Source organism: Streptomyces sp. TOM-9 (assembly GCF_056858595.1).
The window spans coordinates 7,940,526-7,961,019 of record NZ_JBXEQB010000001.1; the positions used below are offsets into that span (position 1 = coordinate 7,940,526).

Sequence of the window (20,494 nt, forward strand, 5' to 3'; positions counted from 1 at the left end):
TTCCATGGCACTCACGCACATCGGTGCGACCCTCCACGGCTACCCGCGGCAGGGCCCCGACCGGGAGCTCAAGCGGGCCCTCGAGGGCTACTGGGCGGGCCGCGTCGGGGCGGAGGACCTGCTCGCGACCGCCGCGTCCGTCCGGGCGGGCGCCCGGCGCCAGATGCGCGCGGCGGGCATCACCGAGATCCCGACCGGCGGCTTCTCGCTCTACGACCACGTCCTGGACACGGCCTGGGCGGTCGGTGCCGTCCCCGCGCGCTACCGCGCGGGCGAGGTGAGCGAGCTGGACGCCTACTTCGCCGCCGCTCGCGGCACGGCGGAGCTGGCGCCGCTGGAGATGACCAAGTGGTTCGACACCAACTACCACTACCTGGTGCCCGAGATCGGCCCCGGCACCGGCTTCGCCCCCGACCCGCGGGGGCAGCTCGCGCAGTACGCCGAGGCCCGGCGCGAGGGCCTGACGGCCCGTCCGGTGTTGCTCGGCCCCGTCAGCTTGCTGCTGCTGTCCAAGCCCGCGCCCGGCGCCGGCGCCGGCTTCACACCGCTCGCGCTGCTGGACCGGCTGCTGCCGGTCTACGCGTCCCTCCTGGCGGACCTGCGGGCCGCGGGCGCGGAATGGGTGCAACTGGACGAGCCCGTACTGGTCCAGGACCAGCCGCGTGCCGTGCTCGACGCCACCGCCCGCGCCTACCGCGAACTCACCGCCGCCGAGGACCGGCCGAAGGTGCTGGTCGCCACCTACTTCGACGCCCTCGGGGAGGCCCTGCCCGTCCTCGCGCAGTCCCCCGTGGAGGGGCTGGCCCTGGACTTCACCGGTCCCGCCGCCGCGAACCTCGACGCGCTCGGCCGCCTCGGCGGCCTGCCCGGCAAGCGCCTGGTCGCCGGGGTCGTCGACGGCCGCAACGTCTGGGCCGACGACCTGGAGGCCTCGCTCGCCACCCTGGCCACCCTGCTGGGCCTGACCGACCACCTCGACGTGGCGCCCTCCTGCTCCCTCCTCCACGTCCCCCTGGACCTGACGCGGGAACGCACCCTGGACCTGCAGGTCACGCGCTGGCTCGCCTTCGCCCGGCAGAAGCTCGACGAGACCGTCACCCTGGCGCGCGCCCTGTCCGGGGGCCGCGAGGCCGTCGCCCCGCAACTGGCCGCGAGCCGTGCCGCCCGGGCCTCACGTGCCGCCTCCGCCCTCACCCACGACCCCGCCGTACGGGCCCGCTGCGCGGCCGCCGGTCCCGACGACGCCCGCCGCCCCCAGCCGTACGGGGAGCGGGCCGCGGCGCAGCGGAACCGGCTTGGCCTGCCCCCGCTGCCGACGACGACCATCGGCTCGTTCCCGCAGACCGCCGACCTGCGCGCCGCCCGCGCGGCCCTGCGGGCGGGGAAGCTGACGGCGCAGCAGTACGAGGAGCGGATCGCCGCCGAGATCCGCGAGGTCGTCGCGTTCCAGGAGAAGGCGGGTCTGGACGTCCTCGTCCACGGGGAGCCCGAACGCAACGACATGGTGCAGTACTTCGCCGAGCGGCTGGACGGTTTCCTCGTCACCCGGCACGGCTGGGTCCAGTCCTACGGGAGCCGCTACGTCAAGCCGCCGGTCCTCGTCGGCGACGTGTCACGGCCCGCGCCCATGACGCTGCGCTGGACCTCCTACGCGCAGTCGCTCACGGGCAGGCCGGTCAAGGGCATGCTCACCGGCCCGGTCACGATGCTCGCCTGGTCCTTCGTCCGCGACGACCAGCCGCTCGCCGACACCGCCCGCCAGGTCGCCCTCGCCCTGCGCGACGAGGTCGCCGACCTGGAGGCGGCCGGGACCGCGGTCATCCAGGTCGACGAACCCGCGCTGCGCGAGAGCCTGCCGCTGCGCGCCGCCGCCCGCCCCGGCTACCTGGAGTGGGCCACCGAGGCCTTCCGCCTCGCCACCTCCGGGGTCCGCGCGGACACCCAGGTCCACACCCACATGTGCTACGCGGAGTTCGGGGAGATCCTGCCGGCCATCGAGGCCCTGGACGCGGACGTCATCAGCCTGGAGGCCGCCCGCTCCCACATGGAGATCGCGGGCGAGCTGGCCGCCGCCGGCTACCGGCGGGAGGTCGGCCCCGGGGTGTACGACATCCACTCGCCGCGCGTCCCCTCGGAACGGGAGATCTCCGACCTCATCGACCGGGCGCTGCGGGTCCTGCCCGCCGAACGGCTGTGGGTCAACCCCGACTGCGGCCTGAAGACCCGGGCCCCGGGCGAGGTCCGTGCCGCGCTGGAGAACCTGGTGGCCGCCGCGCGCCGGGTGCGGGGGTGAGCGGGATGGCCCCGCGGTACAAGACCCCGGCCGACTCGGCCGTGACGCTCGCCCACATCATGAGCGAGCACGACACCAACCTGTACGGGACCGTCCACGGCGGGGTCGTGATGAAGCTCGTCGACGACGCGGCGGCGGCGGCCGCGGCCCGGCACGCCTCGGGCCCCGCGGTGACCGTCTCCGTGGAGGGGATGGCCTTCCTCCACCCGGCGCACGCCGGTGACCTGCTCACCGTCCACGCGGTCGTGGAGCACGCGGGCCGCACCTCGATGGACGTCGGCGTCCGCGTCACCGCCGAGCGCTGGGACGCCCCGGGCCCGGCGACCGAGGTCGTCACCGCGCACCTGGTCTTCGTGGCCACCGGCGCCGACGGCAGGCCCCGGCCGGTGGCGGAGCTCAGGCCGGCGTCGGCCGAGGACGAGCGGCGGCACGCCCGGGCGCTGCGGCGCCGCGCCCTGCGCGCCCGGCCGGCCGAGGCGGGCTGACCCGGGGGCCGGGCGGGGCGGCGGCCGGCCGCCCCGCCCGGCCCCCGGGACCGGCACCCCCTCCCAGTCGGAGGGGGCGTCTTGCCCGGGTCGTGGTGTTACGTATAACGTTCGCGCATGTCCCGTATCGCCCTGGTCACCCTCGTCGTCCGCGACTACGACGAGGCCATCGCCTTCTACACCGGCGCCCTCGGCTTCGAGCTCGTCGAGGACGAGCCGCGCCCCGGCGGCAGCCGGTGGGTCGTCGTGCGCCCGCCCGGCGGCGCCGCGGGCAGCGGGCTGCTGCTCGCCCGCGCCAAGAACGACGCGGAGCTGTCGAGGGTCGGCGACCAGACCGGCGGACGGGTCGGCTTCTTCCTGCACACCGAGGACTTCGCGGGCGACCACGCGCGGATGAGCGCCGCCGGGGTGACCTTCCTGGAGGAGCCCCGCCACGAGGCGTACGGCTCGGTCGTCGTCTTCCAGGACCCCTACGGGAACCGCTGGGACCTCCTCCAGCCCGCCGCCACCGCCCCCACCGACCAGGAGCCCACCGCGTGACCGCCCTCGACACCGACCTGATCCGCCGGCTCCCCAAGGCCGTCCTCCACGACCACCTGGACGGCGGCCTGCGCCCGGCCACCCTGGTCGAACTGGCCGCGGAGATCGGCCACACCCTGCCCGCCACCGACCCCGGCGAGCTGGCCGCCTGGTACTACGACGCCGCCAACTCCGGCGACCTGGTCCGCTACATCGCCACCTTCGAGCACACGATCGCCGTGATGGGCACCCGCGAGGGCCTGCTGCGCGTCGCCGAGGAGTACGTGCTCGACCTCGCCGCCGACGGCGTCGTCTACGGCGAGGTGCGCTACGCGCCCGAACTGCTGGTGCACCGGGGCCTGACCCTGGCCGAGGTCGTCGAGACCGTCCAGCAGGGCCTGGCCGCCGGCATGGCGAAGGCCGCCGCCGCGGGCACGCCGGTCCGCGTGGGGACCCTGCTGTGCGCGATGCGCATGACCGACCGCAGCCGCGAGGTGGCCGACCTCGCCGTCGCGTACCGCGACGCGGGCGTCGTCGGCTTTGACATCGCGGGCGCCGAGGACGGCTTCCCGCCCGCCGACCACCTCGCCGCCTTCGAGCACCTGCGCCGCGAGAACGTGCCCTTCACCATCCACGCGGGCGAGGCCCACGGCCTGCCCAGCATCCATCAGGCCGTGCAGGTCTGCGGCGCGCTGCGGATCGGCCACGGCGTCCGCCTCGCCGAGGACATCGTGGACGGCAAGCTCGGCCGTCTCGCGGGCTGGATACGCGACCGCCGCATCGCGCTGGAGGTCTGCCCGACCTCCAACCTCCAGACGGGCGCCGCCACCTCCATCGCCGAGCACCCCATCACCCTCCTGCGCGACCTAGGCTTCCGCGTCACCCTCAACACCGACAACCGCCTGGTCTCGGCGACCACCATGACCCGCGAGATGGAGCTGCTCGTCACCGAGGCGGGCTGGACGGCGGAGGACCTGCGCGAGGTCACCGTCAACGCGCTCAAGAGCGCGTTCCTCCCCTTCGACGAGCGGAACGCGATCATCCGCGACGTCGTCCTGCCGGGCTACGAGACGGTGCTCGCCGCGGGCAGCTGACCCCTGAGGGGGGTACCGGCCCGGTCCCCGGTCCGGTACCCCGCGTGCGGCGCCCGAGGCGGTGCGCGTGCCGGGGCCGGGGAGGCCCGGTCCGCCCTTGACGTCGCCGGGTCACGTGCGAATGATGGCGCCGTCACCCGTCCGCAGGTCTCCACAGGGGGAGCCGCCACGTGACCCGCGCGCACCACCGTCCCCGTACCGTCCTGGCCATGAGTGCCGGGACCCGTGAGGCCGTCCTCGGCGACGCGGCGCTCGAACGGCTCTGCCGCGTCGCCCGCGTCGACCCCGCCCTGCTCGTCGAGGACTTCGGGGACCCCGCCGTGGCGGAACCGCTCGCCGAGGCCGAGGTGCTGCTCACCGGCTGGGGCTGCCCGCCGCTGGACGAGGCGGCGCTGGCCCGCATGCCCGCGCTGCGCGCGGTCGTCCACGCCGCCGGATCGGTCAAGCAGCACGTCACCGACGCCGTGTGGCGGCGCGGCATCCAGGTCTCCACCGCCGCCGCGGCCAACGCCCTGCCGGTGGCCGAGTACACCGTCGCCGCCGTGCTGTTCGCCAACAAGCGCGTCCTGGCCTCGGCGCAGGCCTACCGGGAGGCCCGCCACCGGCCGGAGCCCTCCGAGGTGTTCCCCGGCATCGGCAACTACCGTCGTACCGTGGGGGTCGTCGGCGCCTCCCGCATCGGGCGGCGGGTCATCGAGCTGCTGCGCCCCTTCGACCTGCGCCTGCTCGTCCACGACCCCCACCTCGACCCCGGCGAGGCGGTCGCGCTCGGTGCGGAGCCGGTCGAGCTGGACCAACTGTGCCTGCTCGGCGACGTGGTCACCGTCCACGCCCCCGAACTGCCCGAGACCCGGCACCTGTTCGACGCCGCGCGCCTGGCGCTGCTGCGGGACGGGACCACGCTGGTCAACACCTCGCGGGGCTCGCTGGTCGACACCGCCGCGCTCACCGCCGAACTGGTCTCCGGCCGGCTGCACGCCGTCCTCGACGTCACCGACCCCGAGCCGCTGCCCGCCGACTCGCCGCTCTACGATCTGCCGAACGTCCTGCTGACCCCGCACGTCGCCGGCTCGCTCGGCGGCGAACTGGCCCGGCTCGCCGACACCGCGATCGAGGAGATCGAACGTCTCGCCCACGGTGCGCCCCTCGCCCACGCCGTCCACCGCGACGCGCTCGCACGTTCCGCCTGAGGAAGGACCACATCGCCGTCCCCGTCCCGGCCCCGGCCCAATACGCCTGACAGGAAGCGGGATCCGGCGTCTTCCTGCACGCCGGCGTCAACACCGCCAACGGGCAGGAATGGAGCGACGGCACCATGGACCCGGCGACCTTCGCCCCCACGGCGCTGGACGCCCGCCAGTGGCCCCGCACCGCGGCGCGGTCGGTTCACCGAAGGCGCAGGAAGTTCCTGACGTCGGCACGGCCGTCGAGGGCCCGGGCGTCCACGTCCGAGGGATCGGCCTCCGCACGCGCCGCCAGCGACTCCGTCAGCGCGAGGGACGCATCGCCGAGAACCGTCGGGCGGTGTGTCCCAGGCACAGACCGGCCAGGCCGAGAAGGGGACTTCCCGGCGCGGCCCGCGTCCCGACCTCGACGCACCAGTGCTCGACGAACCGCCGGTCGTCGTCGTTCAGCGCGCTCCCGACCAGGACGCTCGCCGCCTCGGCCTCGTGCGAGCGGTCGCGCAGAGCCCGTTCCAGGGTCTCGGCCACCACCTCGTGGGGCAGCGCGGGAGGGTTCCGGAAGCGGGGACGGGAAGGCACCTCATGGGAGGGCGGCACGGAGCTAGGCACGACCGGCGCCGCGGTAGAGGTCCAGTTCGCCGTCGAGTTCGAGGGCGAGGACGGTGGCGTACGGGTCCAGGGCGTCGGGGAAGGGCGCGTCGATCCAGGTGACGCCGGGCACGTCGTGGAGCCCGCCGGTCACGTGGTGGCCCAGCTCGGCGCCCGTGCCCACCACCGACACACGGCGGACGCGGTTGCGCAGGCCGCGCAGCGCGATCGTCTCGCGCGGGGCGTCGAAGCACACCAGGTACAGGGTGCGGCGGTCGGCGGACAGGGTGCTGGGGCCGTAGTGGTGCCCGGCCGGCAGGCCGGCGACGGTGCCGTACACGGCGTCGGCGTGGCCGCGGATCCAGTCGCCGAGGCCCTCCAGGCGGGCCGTCTGCTCCGGGGTGATGGTGCCGTCCTCACGGGGGCCGACGTCCAGCAGCAGGTTGCCGCCGGCACCGATCGTCTCGGTGAAGTAGCGGACCAGCTGGCGCACCGACTTGTGGCGGTGGTCGGCGTGCTGGAAGCCCCAGGAGTCGTTGACGGTCAGGCACAGCTCCCACGGCCCGGCCGGCGGTTCGACGGGGATGCCCTGCTCGGGTGTGGCGTAGTCGCCGTGGCTCAGCATGCGCGCGTTCAGGACCGTCTCCGGGTTCCCGGCGAGGATCCGCGCGGCCAGGGCGTCCAGGCCCCACTGCTCCTCGCTGCGCTCCCACTCGCCGTCGAACCACAGCAGGTCGGGGCGGAAGCGGTCGACGAGCTCGCCGACCTGGGCGTCGCGGTAGGCGAGGTAGCGCTCCCAGGCGGCCGGGTCCTCCTTGCCGTCCGCCGGGGCGACGAAGGGGCTGGTCACCACGTCCTCGGTGGGCGGGGCGGGGTGGACGACGCTGGGGTAGTCCGGGTGGTTCCAGTCCGAGTGGGAGTAGTACAACCCGACCTTCAGGCCGTGTTCGCGCAGCGCCTGCGCGTACGGGGCGACCAGGTCGCGACCGGCCGGGGTGCGCCGGGCGACCGACAGGTCGCCCTGCGCGGTGTCCCACAGGGCGACGCCGTCGTGGTGCCGGGCGGTCAGCACCGCGTAGCGGGCGCCCGCGCGGGCGAAGAGCCCGGCCCAGGCGCGCGGCTCGTACCGCGCCGCGGTGAACCCGTCGAGCTGGCGCATGTACCGCTCGTGGGGGACCTCGCCGTTGTAGAAGGCCCAGGACTCGGGCACGCCGTCGACCGCGTAGATCCCGTAGTGGATGAAGATGCCGAGCTTGGCGTCGGCGAACCACGGCTGCAGGGGCATGGCTGACGAGTCCTCGCGGGAGGGGAGAAGGCGACCGCGGATGCGGTGATACGTCGGAGGAGTCCTGTCCTCCGCCCCGACCCTAAGGGGGATCGGGGCGACTGACAAGAAATACCTCCGACGTATCACCACACCCACATCCGCATCCGCATCCGCATCCGCGGCGGCTCGGCGGCTACTTCACCTGCTTCACCTACTTCACCGATCCCGCCATGACCCCCTCCACGAAGTGGCGCTGGAAGGCGAAGAAGACCGCCAGCGGCACGATCAGCGACAGGAAGGCCCCCGGCGCCAGCACGTCGATGTTGGAGCCGAACTGCCGCATCTGGGACTGCAGGGCGACCGTGAGCGGCTGCGAGCCGCTGTCGGCGAAGATCAGCGCGACGAGCATGTCGTTCCAGACCCACAGGAACTGGAAGATGGCCAGGCTCGCGATCGCCGGACGGCCCACCGGCAGCACCAGCTTCCGGAAGATCGTCCATTCCGTCCCGCCGTCCATGCGGGCGGCCTCCAGCATCTCGCGCGGGATCTCCGCGAAGTAGTTGCGGAGCAGGAAGATGGCGAACGGCAGCCCGTACGCCACGTGGAAGAGGACCACGCCCGCGGTCGTGCCGAACAGCCCCACCGCCCCGAACAGCCGGGCCACCGGCAGCAGTCCGATCTGCACCGGCACCACCAGCATGCCGACGACCACCAGGAAGACCCAGTCGCGCCCCGGGAACTCCAGCCAGGCGAAGGCGTACCCGGCCAGGGCGGCGAGGACCACGACGGCGGCCGTGGCGGGCACCGAGATCAGCACGGTGTTCCAGAACGCCTGGGTGATCCCGCTGTCCCCGAGGATCGCGGAGTAGTTGTCGAAGGTCAGCGACCCGGGGTGGACCAGGGCGGTCCACCAGCCGGAACCGGCGTTGTCGTCGGCGTTCCGCAGCGAGGAGACGAACAGCCCGGCCGTCGGGGTGAGCCAGATCAGCGCGACGACCGTCAGCAGGACCTGGACGAGCCCCCCGCGCAGCACCGAGACCAGCCGGCCCGCCACGGAGGGACGCCCGGGGGTCCGGCCGGACGTCCCGCCGGGCGGGGTGGGCGGAGCGGGGCGCGGAGCGGCGGTCTGCACGGTCATCGGTTGCTCCTGCGGAAGCGTCGGATGTTGAGGGCCATGGCCGGCAGCACCAGCAGCAGCAGGACGACGCCGATCGCGCTGCCCAGGCCCTGGTTGTTGCCGCCGCCGAAGGAGACCAGCCACATCTGCAGCGCCAGGACGTTGGCGTCCTCCTGCACCGGGCCCGGCGCGATGATGTACACGAGGTCGAAGACCTTCATCACGTTGATCACCAGCGTCACGAAGACCACGCCCAGCACCGGCGCGAGCAGCGGCACGGTGATCCTGCGGAAGATCTGCCACTCGCCCGCGCCGTCCATCCGGGCGGCCTCCAGCGTCTCGCGCGGCAGCGAGGACAGCCCGGCGCCGATCAGCACCATGGAGAAGCCGGTCCAGATCCACAGGTAGGCGCCGATGATCGCCGGGGTGATCAGTGCCGGGCCGAGCCAGTCGATGCCCGCGTACGGTTCCGCGAAGTTCTTCCCGGGCAGCCGGACGCCGTACGGGCCGTCCCCAGCTCCTGCGAAGCGGAAGGAACCGTCGTCACCGGTGGTCGTGGTGGCGACCACGGCATCGCCCTTGGTCAGTTCGACCGCCATGTGCGGCAGCCCGCGCTCCTGGGGGTCCACGGCGCCGGGCGTGCCCCCGCCGCCCGGGACGAAGTCCAGGTAGACCACGCCGGTGACGGCGTCGTCGGAGGCCTGCGCGGGCGCGGCCGGGCGGGCCTGCTCCGGCAGGGACGCGGGCGGCAGGCCGACCAGGCCCAGCGTGACGCCCTCGCCCGGCTCCACCCGCGCGACCGCCTGGTAGCCGCCGTCGCCCGACTCCTTCAGCACGTCCGTGCCGCGGGGACGGGCGCCGGGGTAGGCGGAGGAGTCGTTGAAGGTGTCGTGCACGGCGACGGCGACCGCGTTCATGACGCCGCGCTGCGGGTCCTGGTCGTACACCAGGCGGAAGGTGATGCCCGCGGCGAGGAAGGAGACCGCCATCGGCATGAAGATCAGCAGCTTGAAGGCGGTGGCCCAGCGGATCTTCTCGGTGAGCACGGCCAGGACCAGGCCGACGCCGGTGAGCAGTGCCGGCGCGGCCACGACCCAGATCGCGGTGTTGCGGATGGCCTTCAGCGAGGACGGGTCGCTGAACATCTCCTGGTAGTTGGCGAGCCCCACGAAGCGGTCGCCGCTCGCGTCGAACAGGCTGCGGCCGACCGAGAAGAGGATGGGGTAGCCGACGAGGGCGCCGAGCAGGGCGAGCGCCGGGAGCGCGAAGACGATCGCCGTGATGCGGGCCCGGCGCGCACGCCGCCGGACGGAGGCCGGGGCGGTGCCGCCCGCCGGGGCGGACGGCACCTTGCGGGTGAGGGCGGACATGATCCGGCCTCAGCCCTTGTACGCCTTGGCGGCCGCGGCCTCGAGCTTCGCCGCGGTGGCCTTCGGGTCCGACGGGTCGCGCAGGAAGTCCTGCAGGATCTTCCACTCACCCTTGCCGGGCGTGCCGCCGAAGGCGGGCGGGGTCTGGTCGGACATGTCGAAGCGCACCGTGTCACCGGCGTCGACCAGGGACTTGGCGGCCGTGCGCAGGGTGTCGTCCGCGTAGGAGGCCGGGTCCAGCTTGGTGTTGGGGGAGAGGAAGCCGCCCGCCTTCGCCCAGATCTGCGCGGCCTCGGGGGTGGCCAGGTAGGCGATCAGCTCCATGGCGGCCTTGGCGTTCTTGCCGGACTTCAGCGCCACGGCGGCCTCGCCGCCGCCGACCACCGGTGCCGGGCCGCCGTCGACCGAGGGGAAGGGGAAGAACTTGGCGTCCTCGCCGACCTTGCCGCCCAGGTCACCCGAGATGACACCGCCGACGAAGTCGCCCTCGTAGACCAGGCCGGCCTTGGGGCTCTTGCCGAAGACGTGCGCGACGGAGTCCGGGAAGCTCGTGGCCAGGGCGCCCTTGCGGCCGCCCGCGAGCAGGTCGTCCTCGCCGAACAGCTGGGACAAGGTGGTGAGCGCCTTGACGACGGTGGGGTCGCTCCACGGGATCTCGTGCCGGGTCAGCTTGTCGTAGTTCTCCGGGCCGGCCTGGGAGAGGTAGACGTTCTCGAACCAGTCGGTGAGCGTCCAGCCGTCCGAGCCGCCGACGGCGAAGGCGGGCAGGCCCGAGTCGGAGACGGCGCGGGCGGCGTCCAGCATCTCCGCGAAGGTCTTGGGCGGCTGCACGCCGGCCGTCTCCAGCGCCTGCGGGCTGTACCAGACCGTCGACTTGTCGGAGGTCTTGAAGTACAGGCCGTAGTAGGTGCCGTCGACCGTGCCGAACGTCTGCCAGATCTTGGCGTAGTTCTTCTCCGCGGCGCCCTTCACCTCCGGCGACAGCGGCTGGAGCCAGCCCTTGCCCGCGAACTCCTTGAGCACGCCGGGCTGCGGCACCATCGCGACGTCGGGCGAGTCACCGCCCTCGACCTTGCTGCCCAGGACGGTCGCGAAGTTGTCACCGGTGGAGACGTACGCCACCTTCGCCCCGGTCTTGGCGGTGAAGCCGTCCAGGACCTTCTGGAAGTTCTGCTGCTCGACGCCGGTCCAGACGGCCGCGACGGTGACCGTCTGGCCCTTGAGCTTCTGGCCGCCGGCCGCCGGGCCGGAGTCGGAGGAGGCCTTGGTGTCACCGCCGCAGGCGGTGGTCGCGAGGGCCAGACCGCATATGGCGGTGGCCGCGACGAGGGTGCGCTTCATCGGGGTGGTGTCCCTTCTTCGGTGGAGTGGTGCGGAACGGTCAGGTGCGCGCCGGGTCGTGGACCCACCAGGCGGCGGCGTTGCCGGGGAGGACCCCCGGCGGGCAGGGGGCGCTGGACAGCAGCGGCTGTCCCGGTACGGGAGCGGGGACCGGCTCGTCGCCGAAGTTCACGGCGCAGACCAGGCCCTCGCCGCGGACGAAGGCGAGCACGCCGGGCGGTGCCTCCAGCCAGCGCAGCGTTCCCTCGCCGAGCTGGGGCAGCCGGGCCCGCAGGCCGAGCGCCTCCCGGTACAGGTGCCAGAAGGAACCGGTGTCCAGCAGCGCGCGGTCGGCGCTGTGCTCGGCGAACCAGTCGGGCTGCGGCAGCCACGGCCGGGCCGCGCTGCCCTCGGCGGTGAAGCCGAACGGCGAGGCGTGGCCCGACCAGGGCAGCGGTACCCGGCAGCCGTCCCGGACGAAGCGGCGGCTGCCGGTGCGGCGGAAGATCGGGTCGGTCAGGACCTCGTCCGGCAGGTCGACGACCTCGGGCAGCCCCAGTTCCTCGCCCTGGTAGACGTACGCGGCTCCCGGCAGCGCCAGCATCAGCAGCGCGGCGGCGCGCGCCCGGGCGGCGCCGAAGTGCCCGGTGGGGCCGCCCGCGTACCGGGTGACGGTCCTGACCTGGTCGTGGTTGTTGAGCACCCAGGTGACGGTGGACCCGGTCCCGGCGATGTCGCGCAGCGCCTCGGCGATGGCCGTGCGGAACGCCTGCGCGTTCCAGGGGGCGCTCAGCAGGTGGAAGAAGAAGGCCTGGTGGAGTTCGTCGGGGCGGACGTAGCGGGCCTGTTCGGCCGGGGTGGGGACGGAGACCTCGCCGACCAGCAGGCGTTCGCGACCGTCGCGGGCGGTGTACTCCTCGCAGATCGCGCGCCACCGCCGCCACACCCCGTGCACCTCGGGACGGTTCCAGGCCAGCGGGTTGACGGAGTCGCGGGACCGCTCGTCCGCCGCGGGGTCGGGGGAGTCGGGGAGCGAGGGGTGCTTGAACAGACCCGCCGCCACGTCGATGCGGAAGCCGTCGACCCCCCGGTCCAGCCAGAAGCGCAGCACGTGCTCGAAGTGCTCCCCGACGCGCGGGTCACGCCAGTTGAGGTCGGGCTGCTCCGGGGTGAACAGGTGCAGGTACCACTGGCCCGGCCGGCCGTCCGGCTCGGTCACCCGGGACCAGGCGGGACCGCCGAACATCGCCCGCCAGTTGTTGGGCGGCAGTTCGCCGTGCTCGCCGCGTCCGTCGGCGAAGTGGAACAGCGACCGGGCGGGGCCGCCCGGCCCCTCCGCCAGTGCCTCGCGGAACCACGGGTGGGCGGCCGAGCAGTGGTTGGGGACGACGTCCACGACGGTGCGCAGACCCAGCCGGTGCGCGTCGGCCACGAGGCGGTCGAACTCGGCGAGGTCGCCGTAGAGCGGGTCGACGCCCGTGTAGTCGGCCACGTCGTAGCCGTGGTCGTGCTGCGGCGAGGGGTAGAAGGGGCTCAGCCAGATCCCGTCGACGCCCAGCTTGCGCAGGTAGGGCAGACCGGCCCGGACGCCGGCCAGGTCCCCGACACCGTCGCCGGTGCTGTCCAGGAAGCTGCGCACGTAGACCTGGTAGACCACCGCGTCGCGCCACCAGGGGCGTACGGCGGTGAGTGCCGGGGAGGGGGCGGCGGCGGTGGAGGAACCGTCCTCCAGAGGGGCTGTGAACACCCGTCACCATCCTGACTGCGGGCGCGCGGACGGTCACGACATTGCACGCCGCGCGGGGTGGCTCGTTATGCATGCATGTTAAGTAGCAGTGTCAGGAAGGTGTCAACGGAGCTGCCAATAGACGGCGCTTACTGGGGTGATTTGTGCGAGTAAGATCCGCAGTCCGGAGCCGAGAGGGCATCTGGAGGTTGTCGCAGCTACTTAACAAGTAGGTATGAGGTAGGTGGCGACAGCCACCGAAGGGCACCGCCGGATCAGCGGTCCCGCACGATCTCCCGCAGCTCGCGGTCCAGCCGTGCGACGGCCTGCTCCGGCGTGGTGTGCAGCGCCAGCGCGTCCCGGCTCACCGCCGCCACCGCCAGGCTCACCTGCTCGTAGCGGGCGCTCTTCGGGCGCGGCCTGGCCGCCCGTACGCTCTGCTCCAGCACCGGCAGGTACGGATACCTGCGCACCAGCCCGGGGTCCTGGTACAGATCGGCCCACACCGGCGGCAGCGAGCCCTCCGTCAGGACCTGGCGCTGCACGGACTCACCCGTCATGTACGCCATGAGGTCGGCGGCCGTCCGCGGATGCCGCGAGTGCGCGTTCACCGCGAGGTTGGACCCGCCCAGCACGCTGGCGCCCGGCCCGTCCGGTCCTGGCAGCGGCACCGCGCCGAAGCGCCCCGCGACCTTGGAGCCGGGCGCGGAGGCGAGATCGTACACGTACGGCCAGTTGCGCAGGAAGAGCAGCCGGCCGTCCTCGAAGGCCTGCCGGGACTCCTCCTCCTTGAACCGCAGTGCCTCGCCCGGGATCCAGCCCTCGCGCACCCCGCGCACCAGGAAGCCCAGCCCCTCGCGGGCCGCGGCGGAGTCCACGGTGACCCGGCTGCCGTCGCCGCCGAGGATGCCGCCCCCGGCCGACTGCACCGCCTCCGTGACGTTGACGGTCAGGCCCTCGTACGGCAGGAACTGCCCGGCGTAGCCGCCGATCCCGTACTTCGGGGCGAGCGTGCGCGCTTGGCGCTCCAACTCCGCCCAGGTGCGCGGCGGATCCAGGTGCTCCCGGTCGAGGATGTCCTTGCGGTAGTAGAGCAGCCCGGCGTTGGTGACGTACGGGACCGCGTACAGCCGCTCGCGGAAGGTGGCGGTGTCCACCACCGAGGGCAGCAGCCGGTCCAGCGGCAGGCCATGCGGGTCGACCGGCGCGATCCATCCGGCGCCCGCGAACTCGGAGGTCCACGCCACGTCGATGTTGAGCACGTCGAAGCGGTCGCTGCCGGAGCGCAGGCTGTCGGCCATCTGCGCGCGCACCTCGTCGGCCGCCTCGGGCAGTTCGACGAGCGTCGCCTTCTCCAGGGGGTGGCCACGGTTCCAGCCGTCCAGCACGTGCTGGAGGTAGCCGGTCAGATCGCGTCCGGTCGCGAGGGTCACCGGGCCCCGGCCCGTCGTGCCGGGCGGTCCGTCGGCGGCGCGGGCGCCCTCGGAGGCGTATCCCGTCAGCAGCAGGGCAGCGGCGAGCAGGGTCCTGCCCGCGGCCCGCGCCCAGCGCATACGATCCTCCAGGTCCCGCTTCCGGCGACGGCGTCGTCGTCCGAAGGGACATGTATACCTGTTGGACATGCGCGATACTAGCCATTGCGGCAAGATGGCCTGCTCACCGATGATCGGGCTGGTCAGCGGCCCCTAACAAGCAGGTAGCCGGGGAGGAGGCAGGTCGAGCGTGCGCCTTCCGCTCTTGGCACTCCTCGCCCAGGGGCCCGCCCATGGTTACGAGCTCAAAACGGCACTTGAGAAGCTTTTCGGTGCGGCCTATCCTCAGCCGAACATCGGCCAGATCTACGTGACGCTGGCGCGCCTGGAGAAGTCGGGACTGATCCGGGGCGAGGACGTCACCCAGTCCGGCCGGCCCAACAAGCGGATCTACGAACTCACCGACGCCGGGCGGGAGGCGGTCTCCGCCTGGTTCGACGAGCCGTCCAGCGAGCCGCGGGTGCGCGACGAGTTCTTCATGAAGCTCGCCCTCGCCCCGGCCACGGGCCTGGCCGACCAGGTCTCCCTGATCAACAAGCAGCGCCGCCACTACCTCAACCTCATGCGGGCCATGTCCCGGCTCGCCGCGGGGGAGGACCGGGACAACACCATCGCGCAGCTGCTGATCGAGGGCGCGACGCTGCATCTGCAGGCGGACCTCGATTGGCTGGAGCGCTGCCAGGAGGAGCTGGAATGAGAAGGGCCGAGCCGCCCCCCGCGGCGCCGCACATGCTCCGGGTCGAGGGCCTGGTCAAGACGCACCGCGTGGACGGCGGCGAGGTCAGGGCCGTGCGCGGGGTCGACCTGGAGGTGCGGCCGGGCGAGTTCGTCGCCGTCACCGGCCCCTCCGGCGCCGGCAAGTCCACCCTGCTGCATCTGCTCGGCGGCCTCGAACGCCCCGACCGGGGGCGGATATGGCTGGACGGGCAGCGGGTCGACCAGCTCAGCGAGGCACGCTGGGCGGTACTGCGCCGGCGCGGCGTCGGCATCGTCTTCCAGTTCTTCAACCTCGTCTCCACCCTCACCGTCGCGGACAACATCGAACTGCCCGCCCTGCTCGCCGGCCGTTCGCCCCGCCAGGTGCGCGCCGCGCGCCAGGAGTTGCTGGCCGACCTCGGCCTGACGGGCAAGGAGGACAGCACCCCCGCCGACCTGTCCGGCGGTGAGCAGCAACGGGTCGCCCTCGCCCGGGCCCTGGTCAACCGCCCGGCCCTGCTGCTGGCGGACGAGCCCACCGGCAGCCTCGACAGCAAGGGCACCCGGGAGGTGCTGCGGCTGCTGACCCGCTGCCACGAACGCGGCCAGACCATCCTGCTCGTCACGCACGACGCCAAGGTGGCCAGTGCCGCGGACCGGGTGATCAGCCTCTTCGACGGCGAAGTGGTCGACGACATCACCCTCGACGCCCCGCCGTACGCCTCGCGTCCCTCCCGTGCCGCCGCCGACGTCGTGAAGCTGCAGGGCTGACCGCCGTGCGCGCCACCGCCCGCTGGGCCCTCGCCGATCTGCGCACCCACCGCGGGCAGGCCCTGTCCATCGTCCTGGCCACCGCGGGCATCACCGTGGCGCTGCTGCTCTCCGTCGCGCTGCTGGTGTACGCGGCCAACCCCTGGCAGCGGATGTTCACCGCCACCGAGGGCGCCCACGTCTGGCTGCGCACGGACGGCCGCGCCGACACCGGCGCCCTGTCGCGGATCGACGGGGTCACCGCGGTCTCCGGACCCTTCCGCACCCTCACCGTCACCGCGCAGCACGGCCGGGAGAAGGCCGCCCTCGACCTGCGGGCCGCGGGCACGAGCCCGCCGTCGGTGGGCCGGCCGCTCATGGACCGCGGGAGCTGGCTGGACGGCGACGACGGCGACGGCATCGTGCTGGAACGGTCGGTGGCGTCGGCGCTGTGGGCCGAGCCGGGCGACGAGATCAGCGTGACCCGCGACGGACGGCGAAGCACCGTCCGCGTGGTCGGCGTCGCCGGGACCGCCGAACCGCTCTACTCCCCGGGAGACAACCCCGGTGTCGCCTGGGCGTCGCCCACGCTGGTGAGCGGCCTCGCCACCGGCCCGGCGCGGGCGGGGCAGACCGTGGGGCTGCGGCTGAAGGACCCGGCGGACACCGCCTTCGTCATCCAGCGGGCCGTCTCCGCCGTCGGACCGGACCGCGTCACGAGCGTCGCCACCTGGCGGGAGGCCCGCGCCGACGCCGAGGGCGACAACCACCTCCTCGGGCTGCTGCTCGGCCTGTTCGGGCTGGCCGCGCTGCTGGCCGCCGCGATCGCGGTGACCGGGGGCATCGCCACCCGCGTCCTGGCGTACGTCCGCGACATCTCCGTCCTGAAGGCGGTCGGCTTCACCCCGGCCCAGGTGGTCCGGATGTTCCTCGTGCAGCACGCGGTGCTCGCCACCGCCGGTGTGGTGCTCGGATCGGTGGCCGCGGAGACGCTCGCGCCGGGCATCCCCGGGCCGATGGGGGACGCCATGGGGCTCTGGCAGGGACTGCCGCAGCACACCTGGGCGCTCCCCGGTACGGCCGCGGCGACCGTGCTGGTCATCGCCCTGGCCACGGTGCTCGCCGCCTGGCGGGCCGGCCGCGTGCCGCCGATCCCCGCCGCGCGGGGGGCCGTTCCGGGACGCCGCAGGATGTCCGGCGCGGCCCGGGCCGCGCTGCGTCTGGGGACCCCGCCCGCCCTGGTGCTCGGCTGCCGCGGCGTGCTGCACCGGCCCGCGCGCTCGGCGGCCGCCGTGGCCCGGCTCGCCCTGCCGGTCCTGATGATCACCGTGGCGCTGGGGACCTGGGCCACCCTCGACCGCTTCGAGCACCACCCCGAACTGCTCGGCCAGGCCGGCGCGCTCACCGCCCGCCCCAACGGCCTCACCGACGAGGCCGTCCGGCAGCTGCTCGCCGCACGACCGGAGATCGCCGCGGCGCACCCGGGCGTCGACCTCCCCGCGCTCGCCCCCGGCCAGTCGCAGTCGGTCACCCTGCGGGGGATCGGCACCACCGCCGACCCCTACCCCTTCGCCGTCGCGGAGGGCCGGCGCCCCGCCGGCCCCGACGAGGCACTCGCCGGACAGGGCCTGCTCGACGCGCTGCACATCGAGGTCGGCCAGTGGGTCCGGGTCACCGTCGGCGGCACCCCGCACATCCTCCACATCGTCGGCCGCAGCATCGAGACCGGGCACGGCGGACGGGTGATCTCCGCCCCGCTCGACGTGCTGCGGGCCCAGGACGCCTCCATCGGGCCCTCGTACTACAGCCTGGTGCTGCGTCCCGGCGCCGACCGCGCGGCGGTGCGCGGCGCCCTCACCGACGCGTCGCACGGCGCCCTGGAGGTGCGCGAGGTCACCGGCCCCGGCGCCGAACTCTCCCCGGTGCGCGGCGTGATCATCGGACTGGTCAGCGTGCTCGCGCTGATCGCCCTGGCCGAACTGTCCACGGCCGTCGGCAGCGGCATCCGCGACCACGCCCGCGACATGCGCGCCTACCGCGCCGTGGGCCTGACGCCCCAGCAGACCGTGGCGACCGTCGTGACCGGCGTCGGTCTGGTGGTCCTGGCCGCCGCCGCGGCGGGGGTCACCGCGGGGGTGTTCGCCTCCGACTGGCTGATCGACCTGCAGGCCGGCTCCAGCGGCGTCGGCGCGGGGATCGCCCAGTCCCCGCCGGGAGCGGTGCTGGCCCTGATCGTCGGCGTGTGCGTCGCGGCGGCGGTGGCACTCTCGCTGCTGCCCGCCTCCCGCGCGGCGGGGGACCGCAATCCGCGGATGCTGTTCAACGCCCAGTAAGGGGAAGACACCGGACGCCGTGCCCCGCCGAACGGGGCCGCCGGGCAAGATCCTTGGTAAGAATGAAGCGCGCCGGCCGGCCCGGCTGCGCGGTCCTTGACCGCTCTGTCGGCCGTCGTCGATGCTTGTGTTGCGGCACGTGCAGAATGTGCCGTAATGAGAAACGCCCGTCTCAGGGTTCCGTACCAGCCGAGGAGTGCCCCATGGCTCACCAGGTCCGTGCCGTCGTCGCCCGGGAGAAGGGTTCCCCCGTCAGCCTGGAAACGATCGTCGTGCCCGACCCGGGGCCCGGGGAGGCGCTGGTACGGATCCAGGCCTGCGGGGTCTGCCACACCGACCTGCACTACCGCGAGGGCGGGATCAACGACGACTTCCCGTTCCTGCTCGGCCACGAGGCGGCGGGCATCGTGGAGTCGGTCGGCGAGGGCGTCACCGACGTCGCCCCCGGCGACTTCGTCATCCTCAACTGGCGTGCGGTGTGCGGCCAGTGCCGTGCCTGTCTGCGCGGCCGCCCCTGGTACTGCTTCAACACCCACAACGCCAAGCAGAAGATGACCCTGCTGGACGGCACCGAGCTCTCCCCGGCCCTCGGCATCGGGGCCTTCGCCGAGAAGACCCTCGTCCACGCCGGGCAGTGCACCAAGGTCGACCCGGCCGTCTCACCGGCCGTCGCCGGGCTGCTGGGCTGCGGTGTCATGGCGGGCATCGGCGCGGCCATCAACACCGGCAACGTCGGCCGCGGCGACTCCGTCGCCGTCATCGGCTGCGGCGGCGTGGGCGACGCGGCGATCGCCGGCGCCCGGCTGGCCGGTGCCGCGAAGATCATCGCGGTGGACATCGACGCGCGGAAGCTGGAGACGGCGAAGAAGCTGGGCGCCACGCACACCGTCAACTCCAAGGAGACCGACCCCGTCGAGGCGGTCCGCGAGCTGACCGGCGGCTTCGGCGCCGACGTCGTCATCGAGGCGGTCGGCCGCCCCGAGACGTACAAGCAGGCCTTCTACGCCCGCGACCTGGCCGGCACCGTCGTCCTGGTCGGCGTGCCCACCCCCGAGATGAAGCTGGAACTCCCGCTGCTGGACGTCTTCGGCCGCGGCGGGGCCCTGAAGTCCTCCTGGTACGGCGACTGCCTGCCCTCCCGCGACTTCCCCATGCTCATCGACCTCCACCTGCAGGGCCGGCTGGACCTGGACACCTTCGTCACCGAGACCATCGCCCTGGACGAGGTGGAGAAGGCCTTCGAGCGGATGCACCACGGCGACGTGCTGCGCTCGGTGGTGGTCCTGTGATGGCCGCCCGCATCGACCACCTCGTCACCTCGGGCACCTTCTCGCTGGACGGCGGCACCTGGGACGTCGACAACAACGTCTGGATCGTCGGCGACGACACCGAGGCGATCGTCGTCGACGCCGCCCACGACGCCGACGCCATCGCCGCGGCGCTGGGCGGCCGCCGCCTGGTCGCGATCGTGAGCACCCACGCCCACAACGACCACGTCGACGCCGCGCCCGCGCTCGCCGCCCGGACCGGTGCGAAGATCCTCCTGCACGGCGACGACCTGCCGCTGTGGAAGCAGACCCACCCGGAGCGCTCCCCTGACGAGGAGCTGACGGATGGTCAGGTCATTGCGGTGGCCGGCACCGAGCTCACGGTGCTCCACACCCCGGGCCACGCGCCGGGCGCCGTCTGCCTCTACGCGCCGGCCCTCGGCACGGTCTTCACCGGTGACACCCTCTTCCAGGGCGGCCCGGGCGCCACGGGGCGGTCCTTCTCGGACTTCCCCACCATCATCGAGTCCATCCGCGAGCGGCTGCTGACCCTGCCGCCGGAGACGGTCGTCCGCACCGGCCACGGCGACAGCACCACCATCGGCGCCGAGGCCCCGCATCTGGACGAGTGGATCGCCCGCGGCCACTGAGCCCCCGTGACCGCCGCACCCGCGGGTGCGGCGGTCACCGCGGTCAGAGCGACCACACGTAGGCGTGGTCGCTCGCGGTCACCACCGCGAGCACGACCAGGTCGGCCGCCCCCAGTACGAGCCCCAGCACGGCCCGCCCGCGGCGGGCGGTGCCCTGGAACAGCGCCATAGAGCCCAGCACCAGGGCGGCGGGGCCGAGGACCACGCTGAAGACCAGCAGGCCCACCAGTCCGAGGACGAACGACGCCACCGCCGCGCCGTCCGCGTGGGCGCGGCGCGTGCTCACGGGTGTCCCGGGCATC

The 20,494-nt window shown here is 73.6% G+C and carries 18 protein-coding genes; 10 read left to right on the forward strand and 8 right to left on the reverse strand.

Annotated features, from left to right (window positions below; translation table 11 throughout):
* Nucleotides 1–4: 4 nt before the first annotated feature.
* The 5 genes from metE (at nt 5) to AC1VWI_RS36580 (ending at nt 5,581) form a co-directional block, all read left to right on the forward strand.
* Nucleotides 5–2,293, forward strand: coding sequence for a 5-methyltetrahydropteroyltriglutamate--homocysteine S-methyltransferase (gene metE / locus AC1VWI_RS36560; RefSeq protein ID WP_499515305.1), 2,289 nt, complete (start codon nt 5–7; stop codon nt 2,291–2,293).
* A gap of 5 nt (nt 2,294–2,298) precedes the next feature.
* Nucleotides 2,299–2,778 carry an acyl-CoA thioesterase gene (locus AC1VWI_RS36565; RefSeq protein WP_499515306.1) on the forward strand — a complete coding sequence of 160 codons (480 nt, stop codon included), beginning with the start codon at nt 2,299–2,301 and terminating at the stop codon, nt 2,776–2,778.
* A gap of 117 nt (nt 2,779–2,895) precedes the next feature.
* The gene (locus tag AC1VWI_RS36570) at nt 2,896–3,318 is read left to right on the forward strand and encodes a VOC family protein (protein ID WP_499515307.1); all 423 of its coding nucleotides are present in this window, start codon (nt 2,896–2,898) and stop codon (nt 3,316–3,318) included.
* Complete coding sequence (locus AC1VWI_RS36575; RefSeq protein WP_499515308.1) at nt 3,315–4,391, forward strand: adenosine deaminase; 1,077 nt, start codon at nt 3,315–3,317, stop codon at nt 4,389–4,391. The genes AC1VWI_RS36570 and AC1VWI_RS36575 overlap by 4 nt, the downstream gene beginning before the upstream one ends.
* Nucleotides 4,392–4,600: 209 nt before the next feature.
* Nucleotides 4,601–5,581, forward strand: coding sequence for a hydroxyacid dehydrogenase (locus AC1VWI_RS36580; protein ID WP_499515309.1), 981 nt, complete (start codon nt 4,601–4,603; stop codon nt 5,579–5,581).
* Between the two features lie 297 nt (nt 5,582–5,878).
* Here the strand turns inward: AC1VWI_RS36580 and AC1VWI_RS36585 are convergent, their stop codons facing one another.
* From AC1VWI_RS36585 to AC1VWI_RS36615, 7 genes are all read right to left on the reverse strand, one after another.
* Nucleotides 5,879–6,103, reverse strand: a complete 225-nt coding sequence (locus AC1VWI_RS36585) for a hypothetical protein (RefSeq protein ID WP_499515310.1) — start codon at nt 6,101–6,103, stop codon at nt 5,879–5,881.
* Between the two features lie 73 nt (nt 6,104–6,176).
* The gene (locus AC1VWI_RS36590; protein WP_499515311.1) at nt 6,177–7,448 is read right to left on the reverse strand and encodes an alpha-L-fucosidase; all 1,272 of its coding nucleotides are present in this window, start codon (nt 7,446–7,448) and stop codon (nt 6,177–6,179) included.
* A gap of 193 nt (nt 7,449–7,641) precedes the next feature.
* Nucleotides 7,642–8,568 (reverse strand): carbohydrate ABC transporter permease, encoded by a 927-nt coding sequence (locus tag AC1VWI_RS36595; RefSeq protein ID WP_499515312.1) that lies wholly within the window; start codon nt 8,566–8,568, stop codon nt 7,642–7,644.
* The gene (locus AC1VWI_RS36600; protein WP_499515313.1) at nt 8,565–9,917 is read right to left on the reverse strand and encodes a carbohydrate ABC transporter permease; all 1,353 of its coding nucleotides are present in this window, start codon (nt 9,915–9,917) and stop codon (nt 8,565–8,567) included. Before AC1VWI_RS36600 ends, AC1VWI_RS36595 begins: the two co-directional genes overlap by 4 nt.
* 9 nt (nt 9,918–9,926) lie before the next feature.
* Nucleotides 9,927–11,258: an ABC transporter substrate-binding protein gene (locus tag AC1VWI_RS36605; RefSeq protein ID WP_499515314.1), complete on the reverse strand. Its 1,332-nt coding sequence runs from the start codon at nt 11,256–11,258 to the stop codon at nt 9,927–9,929.
* A 40-nt stretch (nt 11,259–11,298) separates the two neighbouring features.
* Nucleotides 11,299–12,984, reverse strand: a complete 1,686-nt coding sequence (locus AC1VWI_RS36610; protein ID WP_499515315.1) for a glycoside hydrolase family 13 protein — start codon at nt 12,982–12,984, stop codon at nt 11,299–11,301.
* Between the two features lie 254 nt (nt 12,985–13,238).
* A complete protein-coding gene (locus AC1VWI_RS36615) occupies nt 13,239–14,516 on the reverse strand; it encodes an ABC transporter substrate-binding protein (RefSeq protein WP_499515316.1) in 1,278 nt (425 codons plus the stop codon).
* A gap of 169 nt (nt 14,517–14,685) precedes the next feature.
* Between AC1VWI_RS36615 and AC1VWI_RS36620 the strand changes: the two genes are divergently transcribed.
* From AC1VWI_RS36620 to AC1VWI_RS36640, 5 genes are all read left to right on the forward strand, one after another.
* Nucleotides 14,686–15,192 (forward strand): PadR family transcriptional regulator, encoded by a 507-nt coding sequence (locus AC1VWI_RS36620; protein ID WP_499515317.1) that lies wholly within the window; start codon nt 14,686–14,688, stop codon nt 15,190–15,192.
* Nucleotides 15,189–15,962 carry an ABC transporter ATP-binding protein gene (locus AC1VWI_RS36625; protein ID WP_499515318.1) on the forward strand — a complete coding sequence of 258 codons (774 nt, stop codon included), beginning with the start codon at nt 15,189–15,191 and terminating at the stop codon, nt 15,960–15,962. The genes AC1VWI_RS36620 and AC1VWI_RS36625 overlap by 4 nt, the downstream gene beginning before the upstream one ends.
* A 5-nt stretch (nt 15,963–15,967) precedes the next feature.
* Nucleotides 15,968–18,274: an ABC transporter permease gene (locus AC1VWI_RS36630; RefSeq protein WP_499515319.1), complete on the forward strand. Its 2,307-nt coding sequence runs from the start codon at nt 15,968–15,970 to the stop codon at nt 18,272–18,274.
* A 203-nt stretch (nt 18,275–18,477) separates the two neighbouring features.
* A complete protein-coding gene (locus AC1VWI_RS36635) occupies nt 18,478–19,563 on the forward strand; it encodes an S-(hydroxymethyl)mycothiol dehydrogenase (protein ID WP_499515320.1) in 1,086 nt (361 codons plus the stop codon).
* Nucleotides 19,563–20,192 carry an MBL fold metallo-hydrolase gene (locus AC1VWI_RS36640; RefSeq protein ID WP_499515321.1) on the forward strand — a complete coding sequence of 210 codons (630 nt, stop codon included), beginning with the start codon at nt 19,563–19,565 and terminating at the stop codon, nt 20,190–20,192. The genes AC1VWI_RS36635 and AC1VWI_RS36640 overlap by 1 nt, the downstream gene beginning before the upstream one ends.
* Before the next feature lie 43 nt (nt 20,193–20,235).
* On the opposite strand, the gene AC1VWI_RS36645 is transcribed toward AC1VWI_RS36640, so the two are convergent.
* Nucleotides 20,236–20,493 (reverse strand): DUF4190 domain-containing protein, encoded by a 258-nt coding sequence (locus AC1VWI_RS36645; protein ID WP_499515322.1) that lies wholly within the window; start codon nt 20,491–20,493, stop codon nt 20,236–20,238.
* Between the last annotated feature and the right edge of the window lies 1 nt (nt 20,494).